Source organism: Bacteroides faecium (assembly GCF_012113595.1).
Lineage (GTDB): Bacteria > Bacteroidota > Bacteroidia > Bacteroidales > Bacteroidaceae > Bacteroides > Bacteroides faecium.
Genome location: NZ_CP050831.1, coordinates 4,758,101 through 4,770,624, shown reverse-complemented (window position 1 = coordinate 4,770,624; position 12,524 = coordinate 4,758,101). Strand labels below are relative to the sequence as shown.

The 12,524-nt window shown below is 42.1% G+C and carries 9 protein-coding genes; all 9 read right to left on the bottom strand.

All coding sequences use genetic code 11. The features are described from left to right. Positions 1-12: 12 nt before the first annotated feature. The 9 genes from BacF7301_RS17630 to BacF7301_RS17590 all read right to left on the bottom strand — a co-directional run bounded on the left by BacF7301_RS17630 (position 13) and on the right by BacF7301_RS17590 (position 12,510). The gene (locus tag BacF7301_RS17630; RefSeq protein ID WP_167964846.1) at positions 13-1,695 is read right to left on the bottom strand and encodes a hypothetical protein; all 1,683 of its coding nucleotides are present in this window, start codon (positions 1,693-1,695) and stop codon (positions 13-15) included. A gap of 16 nt (positions 1,696-1,711) precedes the next feature. Then, the gene (locus BacF7301_RS17625; protein ID WP_167964844.1) at positions 1,712-3,460 is read right to left on the bottom strand and encodes a RagB/SusD family nutrient uptake outer membrane protein; all 1,749 of its coding nucleotides are present in this window, start codon (positions 3,458-3,460) and stop codon (positions 1,712-1,714) included. Positions 3,461-3,480: 20 nt separating this feature from the next. Further along, positions 3,481-6,729 (bottom strand): TonB-dependent receptor, encoded by a 3,249-nt coding sequence (locus BacF7301_RS17620; RefSeq protein ID WP_167964842.1) that lies wholly within the window; start codon positions 6,727-6,729, stop codon positions 3,481-3,483. Between the two features lie 374 nt (positions 6,730-7,103). Beyond that, a complete protein-coding gene (locus BacF7301_RS17615; protein ID WP_167964840.1) occupies positions 7,104-7,859 on the bottom strand; it encodes a creatininase family protein in 756 nt (251 codons plus the stop codon). A 27-nt stretch (positions 7,860-7,886) separates the two neighbouring features. Continuing rightward, on the bottom strand, positions 7,887-8,879 hold the full coding sequence (locus BacF7301_RS17610) for a FecR family protein (RefSeq protein ID WP_167964838.1): 993 nt from the start codon (positions 8,877-8,879) through the stop codon (positions 7,887-7,889). Between the two features lie 5 nt (positions 8,880-8,884). Next, positions 8,885-9,505 carry an RNA polymerase sigma factor gene (locus tag BacF7301_RS17605; RefSeq protein WP_167964836.1) on the bottom strand — a complete coding sequence of 207 codons (621 nt, stop codon included), beginning with the start codon at positions 9,503-9,505 and terminating at the stop codon, positions 8,885-8,887. Between the two features lie 54 nt (positions 9,506-9,559). Next, positions 9,560-9,862, bottom strand: coding sequence for a type II toxin-antitoxin system RelE/ParE family toxin (locus tag BacF7301_RS17600; protein WP_167964834.1), 303 nt, complete (start codon positions 9,860-9,862; stop codon positions 9,560-9,562). Continuing rightward, a complete protein-coding gene (locus BacF7301_RS17595) occupies positions 9,844-10,167 on the bottom strand; it encodes a hypothetical protein (protein WP_167964832.1) in 324 nt (107 codons plus the stop codon). Before BacF7301_RS17595 ends, BacF7301_RS17600 begins: the two co-directional genes overlap by 19 nt. Positions 10,168-10,305: 138 nt before the next feature. Further along, positions 10,306-12,510, bottom strand: a complete 2,205-nt coding sequence (locus BacF7301_RS17590) for an alpha-L-rhamnosidase-related protein (RefSeq protein WP_167964830.1) — start codon at positions 12,508-12,510, stop codon at positions 10,306-10,308. Between the last annotated feature and the right edge of the window lie 14 nt (positions 12,511-12,524).

Sequence of the window (12,524 nt, the reverse complement as noted above, 5' to 3'; positions counted from 1 at the left end):
GTCATTTATCTTTTATTTGTTTGCAGGAATATCTATGCCGCTGGCAGACAATCCCGGTCCGCCGCCGCTTGTATATCCGCGGCTTTCGCCCGTTTGCCACGGAGAAATCCAAAATGCATATATATCAGCGTTATTCAGATAGAATTTTAATCGGACAGGCTTCCCGATAAGTGATGCTATATCCTGGTGTTTCTTCCAAGTAACCAATTGTTTTGTCTTATCCGTTTTCTTCATCAGCACACAGTCCTTTCGGGCAAATCCTTCCAATGGTTTCCCATCTTCATCCAGAATTTCTACGGTCAAGCTGCCTTTCACATCTGCATTGATAAAAAGATGCTTGCCGTCAAAACGAATCTTCTCTGTCAACAGATAGCCGTCCTTGTCTCCATGCATGGAGACAAAACCATCTCTGCGCAAAGTAGCCAGTCCGGTAGATGTGTAGCTATCCCACATAATCTTGTTTCTTTGGCGTCCGCTGGAATAGAAATAGAGTGAATCTCCTACTACTAAAGGCACTCCGTTGATAGACTGCATATTTCCCCAGTTCCATGCTTCTTCCGTCTCATTTACTGCCATGAAAGGCTTGAAAGAAGGACGGTAGAAATGGAAGCCGTCACGGCTATACCCTAGAAAGATTTCATTCTTTTTCTGAATACCCAGTTTGGCGCAGACTCCATTCTCCGGTCCCTGCCATACACTGTAAAGTCCCAACATGATACTTTCATAAGCAATGGCATCAAAATTGTAAATACCGGGGTCGACTTCCGGAAATTCCGGGTGACGCGGCTCTTTATCGCTCGGGGTAAACCAGTAGACTATATTCTTGTCCGGCACTCCTTTTCGGATACGATGCGCGAAACTTACTGCCATTTCGGGGTCTTTATTTTCCAGATAGCTGCGTGAGCGGGAAGAGACTTTTGTCCCATAACGCATGCTTAATGCCCACACATCACGGAACGGATTGTAGAATACCGATGAACGGTCGTATAAATCACCGGACTGGGCGACTCCCTCCCCCCAATGAATCCCGTCTGACGAGTATTTCAAGATAAATTGCCATCTGCGGTCGGTGGGGCGGCGTTCGACATTGAACATCTTGTACCGTTTGGACGGGTCTTTCTCCTGTTTGTCCAGCCAAATAGTAGCTGCGTCACGATTGCAGGTATCTACAATATTGGTTTGGTTCCAAATATCCAGTACAGGTTTTGTCCAGTGCTTGCCGTCTTCCGATTCTGCGTATCCGGTATAAAAGGTCTGATTGTCTCCTTTGTGAAGGACACCTGCACCTGCCAAGTACCACATTTTGAACTTCCGGTCTTTTTCATCATACCATATCCCGTCACTGAAGGGGGCAGCGTAAAGCCCGCCTTCGGTTGTCTTTTCCCATTCCCTGTCAGGTCCGAGTACCGGATTTCCTTCGTAAAACCGGGGAGTATGAATCACTCTGTCCAAATTGGTTTCTGCAATCAGAAAGGAATCAACAAACAGTTGCCGCCCTACATTTACCGGGATTACTCCCGGCTTTTGTTTAAGATAGGGTATCGGCATATCTTGTGCTTTTTGCGGCTCCGCATAGCGGGGTGGCCATTGTTCGGGCAAGTGTATGCCATTGTAAAGTACTTCTGTTTGGGCAATAGTTATGCCCGGTACTACCAAACTGAACAGTAGTACCGCAATATTTTTCATATTTATCATATTAATTCTTTCTTAGTTAATATCCCGGATTATTTTCTGTGATATAAGGGTTGGAATTTACTTCATTGATAGGAATCGGCAACCATTCGTGCTTATTGGTGACGAATCCTTTAAAGTCATCTGCCGATATGAACTTCTTGAAGTTAGGGTCTGATTCCTGCAACTCGGTAAAACGGCTGGCTAGCTTGCCCCAACGAAGCAAATCAAAGAAACGATGCCCTTCCAAGGCAAATTCCAGAATTCTTTCATTCTGAATATCAGCCATGGTTACGGAAGGGAGTTCGCTCATGTTGGCACGTCCGCGTACTTTGTTTACTGCCTGTAAGGGTGTCATGTCCGATGCCTGTGTGCCACCGCTGACTACTGCTTCCGCATACATCATCAACACATCGGCATAACGGATATACCGCCAGTTCACTCCATGGGCACGGGGCTGATTATACACATACTCCTTGACACCTGCACCTACACCGACCAGTTTAGGAGTCCCGTCCGCTTCCGTTTGTGTAGGCATGGAACAGTCAATACCTTTCCTGATACCTGCTTTGAATGGGTGCGCCAAAGGATTGGATACGGTGGCGAATCCCTCTTTTCCATTCTTTGCGGGATAAAGTTCTTCCCATTTATATCCACCGGGACCTTTCAGACGTATCGGGTTGCCGCCTGCGTCGTTTCTCAAATGAATGTTCGCATCCAAATCATTGAATATCATTGTAGAGAACATCCGGATATCCGTATAACCGTCCTTGTCTACCGAATTCACAAATGCGTTATAAAGCCAGTTATGTACTACGCCTTCATAGCCTACTCCCGCCCCCGGCAACATCAATCCACGTGAATCGAACGCCAAACCGGAAGTGGCAAGCCCCGGATTGAATCCTGCATTATCGACATCGCCTAGGAATTGAAATTCAAGGATTGATTCTTCATTATTTTCATGAGCGACATCAAAATTATCTGCATAATTTTTAGTAAGGTCATAAGTTCCGTACTTTCCGTCTATAATATCGGCAAATTCTTTGGCGGCTTCACTGTAAAATGTAGTCTTGTCTTCGCCATAATATTGCTCGATTCCACTACGGTAGAGGTAAGCTTTTCCCAATAAGGCGGCTGCAGAAGCTTTTGTCACACGACCGGCATTCTTGCTGTCCCAATATCCCTTTACGGGCAACAGTTCTTTCGCATGTGCCAGGTCTTCCTGAATAAAGTTCCATACGGCGGCAGGCTTTTCTAAAGGACGGACATAGTCATCACCATTGCGTGGCATCTGTCTGATAGGAGATATGTTCCGGAAATTAATCAACAGGTAATAATGCGCAAATGCTCTCCAGAAATAGGCTTCACCCATGTATGCGTTCCGCAGTTCCTCATTACCGCTGAAATCAACAGACGGGGCGGTTTCAATGATGTAGGATGCTTGGGAAGCAGTGGTGTACATCAATGTATAAGGTTGCTCGATAGTGTAATAACTGGCATTCAAATCAGCACCAAACATGCCCGGTTTGCCATAATCCGAATTGGACGATGCTTCGTCAGAGCGGATTATCGTGGTCTTAGAGCCGGAAGCTCCCAGGCAGCGTTGCGTAGACATATATCCGTACATGGTCATCACTGCGTCATTTACAGCGGACGGACTGGTGAAATAAGCTCCCATACTCGGCTGGTTCGGATTAATTGCCAGGTCATCAAAGATACCATTGCATCCGTGTAATATCAAGCCGCCCGCCAAGATAAATGCGGCATATACTTTCTTATAGTTTTTCATATTAATCATATTTTTAGTTATCAGAATGAAGCGTTAAAACCAAAAGTGAATGTCCGGGCATTAGGATATGAACTGATGTCAATGCCACGTGAGAACAATACATTGGAACTGACTTCCGGGTCATAACCGGAGTATTTGGTCAATGTAAACAGATTTTGTACGCCTGCGTAAACACGCAATTTATTGAACCGGATTGCTTCCAGCCATTTTTTAGGCAGTGAATAGCCTAACTGAAGGTTCTTCAGACGTAAATAGGAACCGTCTTCAACATAAAATTCACTCGGCAGGGAGTTTCCGCCACTTGTGTTTTGGGTTTTCATGACAGGTATTCCTGTATTCTTATTTGTTTTCGTCCATCCATTCATAGCCTCTTTGACCACGTTGTTGGAATAATCAAAATAATAGGTGTACTTTTTTTGATTGAATATATCATTTCCTTGTACTCCCTGGAAGAAGACTGTCAAATCAAAGTCTTTGTATTCCATGTTGATGTTCAAGCCGTATGTGAAGTCAGGGATAGGACTGCCCAGAATGACTTTATCATTTGCATTGACTACTCCATTCTTGTCCGTATCCGCAAATATGAAATTTCCTTCCGCATCAAAACCGTCAATCTTATAGCCATAGAATGAACCGATAGCTTCTCCCGGCATGGTAATGGAAGCTGCATCATTAAAGTAGCTGGACATTGCGCCGGAAGTAATCGGCTGTACGTTTTCTCCCAGTGATAATACTTTATTCTTCAACGTTGCGATATTGAATGTCGCATCTATATGGAAGTCTTTCGTCAATTGTTTCCTGTAATTCATCATAAACTCCCATCCTGTATTTTTTACGGAAGCTGTATTGACGTACGGTTTTTCACGCGAACTGTTGATTTCAAAGATTTGTCCGGAAGACAGATTCAAGTCTATCTGTGCCAACAAATCTACGTTCTTTTTCACGAAATAGTCTAATGATAAAGTCAGGTCGTTGTTGAAGAAGCCCAGTTCGATACCAATATCTGTGGTTTTGGCAGTTTCCCATTTCAGGTCTTTCGATTTCAGATAGGCTGCGCGTCCTGTCACATAGCGTTCTCCGCCTACTGTGTAGGGAATAGGACCATAAGCTATCGCGTCGAAATTATAGGGGTTGAGGAAGTTTGCTCCCAACTCACCGTAGCTAGCTCTAATCTTCAATTTACTCATTACAGGATTTTGAAACCATTTTTCCTGGTGCACATTCCATCCGGCGGAAACAGAGGGAAAGTAACCTACCCTATTGTCTTTGTGGAACTTGGAAGATTCATCCCGACGGATACTCAAGGACAACAGATATTTATTGTCATAATCGTAGTTCACACGGGCGAAGAAAGAAAGCAATGCCGCATTACTGTCGCCTGCCGAAATCTTACCATCTTCATTTTGGAATCCGGTAATATCCGTTCCACCCAAATCGTTAATCGTAGAGTTGGTCATGTAGCGATAGTATTCTCTCATCCAGCTTGTTCCTAATAAAGCGTCTATTGAGTGACGATTGAATGTTTTGTTGTAAGTCAGCAAGTTATCAATCGTATAAGTAAACTCTTCACCCCTTGTTTCCGATACGCTGTTGCGTGTGTTGCCGTAATCTTTATCAGGAGTTCCATCCGAGTTCCACTTTGTATAGTACTCGGGGGTATGGGTGTAATTGTGCTTATTGCTATAATTTCCACTTAACGATAATTTGTATTTTAAGCCGCCCCAAATATCCAGTTGGGCGTTCAAAGAGCCGATTAAATCCGTCACTTTATTGAACTGGTCTGTATAATGTAACGGGGCTATCTTATTCTGAGCCTTGCCATCTTCGGGGTTGATGTAATAATCAGGGCCACCAGAGGTAAACCGTCCTTGTTCATCATAAATAGGTAACGTTGGTAAAGCTATGTTGAAAGCTGTTGTAGGAGTTTTATCCTTATGGGTCAGTCCTAGTGTTTCGGAAAATGAAAAACGGCCTTTTTTATAAGAGGTATTCAGGCGGAAGTTATAACGTTTATAATCCGAATAAATCGTCATACCGGTTTGGTCAAGATAACCAAGGCTTGTGCTGAAGGTAGAGTTGTCCCCACCCCCTGCGATACTGGCATTCAGATTCCATACCGGGGCAAACTGTATCCATTCTTTTGACCAGTCGGTATTCAGGTTTGGATTAGTGGGATTGTCATTCTCCGGTGCATGAGGCAAGCCACTGTTATCTGCCACCATATTGGCAAACTCTCTCCATTCCGACGCATTGAGAAACTCCGGAATATTAGTCGTCTTCTGGAAAGCAAACGAACCGTCTATCTGGATAACGGGTTTGCCGGACTTTCCTTTCTTGGTAGTAATCAAAACGACGCCATTGGCGGCACGTGAACCATAGATAGCGGCTGCCGCACCGTCTTTCAGTACTTCGATAGATTCAATATCATTGGGATTCAATGAGCTTAATCCGGCGTTACTGAACGCTCCATCGATGACATACAGAGGTTCGGTAGCACCAAAAGAAGCGGCACCACGAATCACGATATTTACATCTGCTCCGGCAACACCGGCTTGCTGCACGATGTCTACACCCGGCGTACGTCCTTGTAAGGTTGAAGCAACATTAGATGATACTTGTTTGCTGATTTCTTGGGAAGAGATGGAAGCAACGGCACCTGTCAGGCTTGATTTCTTCTGCACGCCGTAACCGACTACTACGACTTCATCCAGTACTTCCGTATCATCCTGCAATTGGATAGAATATGAATTCTTACTCCCGACCTTTACTTCCTGTGTTTTATAACCAATATAGCTGACTGCTAGAAGAGCATCCGCCGGAGCATCCAATGTAAAGTTACCATCAACGTCTGTCACAGTACCCGTCCCCGCTCCTTTCACCAATACACTGGCGCCAATTACCGGTTCGCCTTTGGTATCCGTCACGGTTCCTGTTATTTTCTTTGTTTTTTGGCTTCCTTGTGATGCAACGGGAGACTCTTTTGCTTTTAGATATATTTTCTTCTCTCCGATTTCATAAGCCACATTCGTACCCGCGAATAAATCATCCAATACTTTAGAAAGGTCTTTGTCTTTTGCCTGGACGGAAACAATTCGTTCGGGATTGACAATCGTACGGCTATAAGCTACCGTAAGCCCTGTCTGTTTGGTAATGAGCGAAAATACTTTCTCCAACTTGACTTGTTGAAGATTCATTGTTATTTTCTGAGCCGATGCCGCAAGACTTACAGCAAAGCTCAATAACAATACAAGCAATACTCTGTTCTTCATACTTAGTTTGTTTAAAGTTATAAATAGGTTCTTAATCTCTTTGTATTTAGTGGACACACGAGATTAAGAAGCGGGTGAGGGAAAAAGCGTTTTTTTCTGAAGTTTTTTTATTTCTAATAAAGATTCGTATGGTAATATATTAGTTTTCAGTAAGATATGGTTTAGTTTTTATTTGTAGAAAAATGGAATATAAAAAGAAAAGTCCTTCCAGATTTTATTTTCAGAAGGACTTATATCAATAGATTCGGTTGCTTGGCAGTTCGTTAGAAACAACCTTTTGGGATAGTGACGGTATCCTGTCCACATAGTGACGCTATACTCACCGGATACCGTCACTATCACACAAGGATAGCGTCACTATATTTTTTTGCAATCTAGTAAAGTTCCTGATTCACCAATTCGTCAAAGAGCTTTGCATATTTTTCTGCGATTGCTTCTGCAAACATCTTACCTTTTTCTGCGGAAGCTCCACGCGGGTCGCCAACACCGGTATCTTTAGATATCTTTCCCCAGTTTCTGGGAATCCATGCCACCTTTTCATTCAAAGACTGTACGGCAAAGGTTTTATATTCTCCATTCCCTGCTTCTTCAAGATTGACCAGTTCGGGGTGATAGTGCATCATTACCGACGTCTCGACTTCATCCGCATGGTCACCCGGATTTTCAAAATAGTCTTTTGCTTTCAATACAGTGTACCACTCGCTGGATGCTATCAGGAAATCAGGATAGTCTACCGACAAATCACGAATCATACTTTTAAAAGTATTGCCGCCATGCCCGTTGATAATTACCAACTTTCGGATGCCTTGAATATAAAGGGAAGAAACAATATCCGTCAATATCGCTTTTTGCGTTTCATAACGCGTATGGATACAGAAGGGAAGTTCCCGTTGTCCCGGATTTTGCGACCCCATACCGATGGGCGGCATAACCATGCAGTTCACGCCATATTCCTGTTTAGCTATCAATGCAGCGTCAACCGCTACGTCATGGGAAAGAATACAATCCGTCATATAGGGCAAATGTAGATTATGAGGTTCGGTAGCTCCCCACGGCAATGCCACAATATCATATTTCCTGTCTTTTACTTTTCCATAACAAGATATGGATAAATCAACTTCTTTATTCATATGCCTTATTTATTTCTAATGATTCTATTATTTCATTTTTACTATCACTTCTTTCTTATCTTCATTATACTCAAACTTCACCGGAGCAATTTTCTCTAAATCCATCAATACTTTCTCTAATAATGTATTGTCCGAAGTCAATGTATAAACATACTTCAAAACGTTTTCATCTTCGACCTTAAACTCTACATTATACCAGCGGTTCAATATTTTAATGACTTCCGGCAGCGGGGTATCTTTAAATACTATCACATTCTGTTTCCACATCGACAAGCGTTGCATATCGTTCATTTTGGATATGGTGCACTGCTTGTTCTCTTTGTTATATACTAATCTTTCGCCGGGTTGCACCGGATATTTCTTTTCCGTAGGAAGAGTCAGATTAATATTTCCTTCATCCAGACATACTACTATATCCTTGTTTTCCGGGTAATCCTGTACATTGAAAGAAGTTCCCAGTACGTGAATTGCCGGCCCGTTCAGATTGACGATAAAAGGACGGTTCTTATTCTTGGCTACCACGAAATAGGCTTCTCCTTCAAGAAAAACTTCCCGGGTATTTAAAGCAAACTTCTTCGGGTATCTTAGTTTCGAATCTGAATTAATATATACTTTTGTTCCGTCCTGAAACATGATTTGTATGCGTTCGCCTTTATCTACCACTACTTCTTCGTATTCGGAAGTGCCGAACAGGTCGACTTTTGAATTCAGTTGCATATAAAGCCCGACAATCAAGACAACAGGTATCAATACGGCTGCAACCCGGAAACAGATACGTTTCAACTTCTTGATACGAATGTTCTTCCGTATCTGCTCTAATATTTTCTTTGAAGGAATATCATGGTCTACATACAAGTCTGCGAACTCATTTTTTATCAGCTCGGAATCCCGTGTCATAGCAACTTCCAGATAATCACTACCCTCTTCCGTAGCAAACCATTCTGCCACATATTTTGCATCTTCCAGACTGGCAATTCCTGCCAATACTTCTTCTATTTGTTTATCAGTAGGTCTATTCATCTTTATCACTTTATTAAATGGACACTCAAAAAGGTCATTAGTGTGGTGAATGCAACAATTATTAACATTTTACTCAAGTGGATACGGAGAAGTCTCAACGCTTCCGAATAATGCGTCTTAATAGTGTTTACGGATAAATTCATCCGTTCCGCAATTTCCTGATTCGTCAGTTCTTCCTGAACTTTCATCAAGCAAATATCCCGTTTTTGCGTAGGAAGCATATCCACGGCTTTATAAAAACTGGACATCAGCTCTTTCTTCTCCAAATTTTCTATCAGATTATCTTCGTAAGGTGAAGCAGATTGTGCCATCTCGTAGTTCTTAGTAATCGCACTGTTTTCATTGCGAATCAAGTTCAGGACATGATTTTTCGTCATCGTAAAGAGGTAGTTCTTCAGACTAATTCCCACACGTAGCTCAGAACGGAATTCCCACAAACGGGTAAAGACGTGCTGCACTACATCTTCTGCCATATCAGAACTCATTAAATAGCGATAGGCTAGTACATATAATAGTTTATGATACCTTTCATAAGCTTGGGTGAAAGCTCCTTCGTCACCTTGTTCAATCAAGGCGAAGAGTTTTTCATCATCTGTATCAGTATATTGAGTTGTCTTGTCTAGCATTTCCTGGATTCTATTAATTATTTTTCCAAAAAGATTAAAGGCTAATTTTTCAAGTTACAAAGATGGATTCATCTGATTACAGACTATATCCACAATTCTGATGGTCGTCTTCGTCTGTCTATAAATCAAACGATATTTGGGATGTATTAGAAAACTTCTGTAAATTTTGGTAGAAGTACTTCTTTTTTTGTCGAACATACCAATTGCCGGATGCAGACTTATATGATGAATTGCATTAAAAAAATCTTGTGTTACATTTATTGCTGCTTTTTGTCCTACATTACATGAATACCAGTTTACAATCTGCACAAACAACCGAAAAGCAGATTTATTCCATTTTACTTTGAGAGCATCCATTTGAAAAAAGCATTAACTTCCGCATCGTCAACCAATCCGCTGGCTTCGGAATCCTTTATTCTATTATCTAATTCTTCTTCCGAAGTTACAATACCCGGCATAGGTGCATCTTTCAAACTGGCATCGTTAATCAAAGACTCAAAATATGCTTCATTATATTCTGAATCTTCACCTAAAATTTCAAGACATTGCTCTATTTTTTCAGGGTTTGTTTCTTTTTTTATCCGTTCAACAAGTTTCGCTTTCTTAGCCTTAAATACAGGTTTGGAATAATATGTTGTTGAAGGTTCTTTTACTTTTGCCATAATCATAAATAGCTTGTTGTAGCAAAGATAGGAATTGTTTGGAGATTTTATACGAAAAAGTCCCTGATTAACAATTCCTTTTTTCAAATGGAGAATCATTAACCAAGGACTAAATTCACTAACTAATTAACAAATAGATTACAAGCGATAAGTAACCGTTCTTTCTTCCGGAGAGTCAATCCAAAGACGCCATGTGTCTGCTGAGACTTGCTCTATAGTTCCTATATTAGCTTTCGGTTGGCGACGGCTCTTGATAGTCAGATATCCTTTGCCTTCCGTTGCTTTTACTTTTATTGTTTTATTATCCATATAGATATGGATATTGCCATTCGGAGTAGGAACAGTGCCTTCCATCCATTTCAATCCGCCTAATGCCGGAGTAATAGCAAATTCTTTATAGCCTTCTTTTACGGGTTTTACTCCCAGGTAGTATTTACCCAACAGATAAATAGGGCTTGCTCCCCAAGCATGGCATAAACTCTTTCCATATGGACGTCCGTACATGGCAAGATGTTGAGTGCCACTCTCTTCCGGATTATATTTCTCCCAAAATGAAGTAGCTCCCTCTTTCAACATTCCACCCCAGTAGGCTTTCATTTCTTTCATTACGGCATTTTGTTCGCCAAGAGCGCAAAGGGCTTCCAGTTCGTAGAAACGCATATAAGGGGTTGTTATTTTCAAGATGCTGTCATTCAAAAGAACTGAATGTTTAATGGCTTGCTGCTTGTCTCCATTCAGATATTGGAAGAATACGGAAAACATATTCGCATAGCGGGTTACGGCATCACTTTGCTGTCCATTCACACAGTTATGCACAAAGGCTTGTTTCTGGATATTCCAAAAAGTTGGTTCCAGTTTTGCTTTCAAAGCAGCGGCCAGTTTCTCATATTTCTGCTTGCCGATTGCATCTCCTACCAATTCAGCACATAATGCCATGGTTTCCAAACTTCTGCAGAATAAGACTTGCTCGAAAGAGAGTTCTCCTTTCTTATCCAGATAGCCGTCTGCCCAGTCTACAAATACCCAGTCGCCGGTCATTCCTTCTACCATGCCATTTTTATTGGTACGTCCCAGTACGTAGTCCATCATTGTTTGCATACGTGGGTACAGTTGATTCACGAAGTGGCGGTCGCCACTGTACATGTAATAATCATACACACTAAGAAACCAATAGAAAGTATAATCCATGATAGTATTACTATGGCTTGTCACAGGGTCTTTGCCGCGAAGCAGCCAAATAGTACGTTTTACGGATTCATTATCAAAGAAAAGATAATAATTCATCAGGTAACTTTGAATAGCGTCACCACTCCATATCCAACGGTCGCGTTTGATGCCGTCAATAAAGAATTCGCGGGTAGTAAGATGCATGGTATATGCACCTACTTCCCAAATTCGGTTCAGTTCCTCATCATTACATCGAAAATTTCCACGATATTCTTCGGGAAGATATTCATATTGCATGGATACTTCTCCAATCTTCACACCCGGCTCGTGTGTAATATAGACATAGCGGAAGGCCTTGCTGTTCTCCAATGTATATTCGTTATCTGAATTGTTCAGAGGTGAAGTACTGCGGATAGCAAGGTCGGTAATTTGCCCCGGTTCTAATAGTAGCTTATCCAATGTTTCGCAATACGCCTTATCTTTTGCTTCTTCGGGACTTTCACCATAGTAAATCTCTATCTTTCCTTTTCCGGAAAGATTCTTTAGTGTGATAAACCCGAACGTTTCTTTTCCAAAATCATAAAGAGTCCCCCCTTCGGATTGTTCTGTTTGAGCAACAGGTTGCTGCGGTTCACGCATTAGGCTGAATTGGGAAGGACGTTGGGTGGCTCCGTCAAAGTTCCAGCATCCGGCCACCATATAAACGGTGGCAGACGTATCACTAGCCTTGCCGCTTTCGTCAATCCATTCCTTATCTTCATACGTCACACGCCAGGAAGAATCAGAATTCACTGTCTTTCCTTTCACGTAAATAGTGGGCGGTGTAGCCTGGTTCCAGACTTTGATATTCAAGTTATGCTTTCCTGCCGGAAGTAACATCGTTTCCGGCATGCCGAACTGAAGTTTTCCGTCCAACTTGGCGTTGTACTTTCCTTCGGCGGCAATAAAGATTTCTTCCGGTTCGGCAAGATTCAGTTGCTTGCTGAATTCTACGACTACATAATGACTATCTGTTTTCCAAAAAGGCGGGAAGAAAGCGCCGCGTTCCGTACGGCGGTTATTCATTTGGTTGCCCAACCAAATTTCATAGTCTCCCGGATACCATATCCAGGTCTGTGCAAAGGTGCTGCTCGCCAAAGACAAGGCACCAAGTAATATCATATACTTCTTTTTCATTATTCTTTCTATTG

Excerpts from the sequence above, each read along its gene's own strand:
- BacF7301_RS17630 (WP_167964846.1), bottom strand. The coding sequence starts at position 1,695 with ATGATAAATATGAAAAATATTGCGGTACTACTGTTCAGTTTGGTAGTA.
- BacF7301_RS17625 (WP_167964844.1), bottom strand. The coding sequence starts at position 3,460 with ATGAAAAACTATAAGAAAGTATATGCCGCATTTATCTTGGCGGGCGGC.
- BacF7301_RS17620 (WP_167964842.1), bottom strand. The coding sequence starts at position 6,729 with ATGAAGAACAGAGTATTGCTTGTATTGTTATTGAGCTTTGCTGTAAGT.
- BacF7301_RS17615 (WP_167964840.1), bottom strand. The coding sequence starts at position 7,859 with ATGAATAAAGAAGTTGATTTATCCATATCTTGTTATGGAAAAGTAAAA.
- BacF7301_RS17610 (WP_167964838.1), bottom strand. The coding sequence starts at position 8,879 with ATGAATAGACCTACTGATAAACAAATAGAAGAAGTATTGGCAGGAATT.
- BacF7301_RS17605 (WP_167964836.1), bottom strand. The coding sequence starts at position 9,505 with ATGCTAGACAAGACAACTCAATATACTGATACAGATGATGAAAAACTC.
- BacF7301_RS17600 (WP_167964834.1), bottom strand. The coding sequence starts at position 9,862 with ATGGATGCTCTCAAAGTAAAATGGAATAAATCTGCTTTTCGGTTGTTT.
- BacF7301_RS17595 (WP_167964832.1), bottom strand. The coding sequence starts at position 10,167 with ATGGCAAAAGTAAAAGAACCTTCAACAACATATTATTCCAAACCTGTA.
- BacF7301_RS17590 (WP_167964830.1), bottom strand. The coding sequence starts at position 12,510 with ATGAAAAAGAAGTATATGATATTACTTGGTGCCTTGTCTTTGGCGAGC.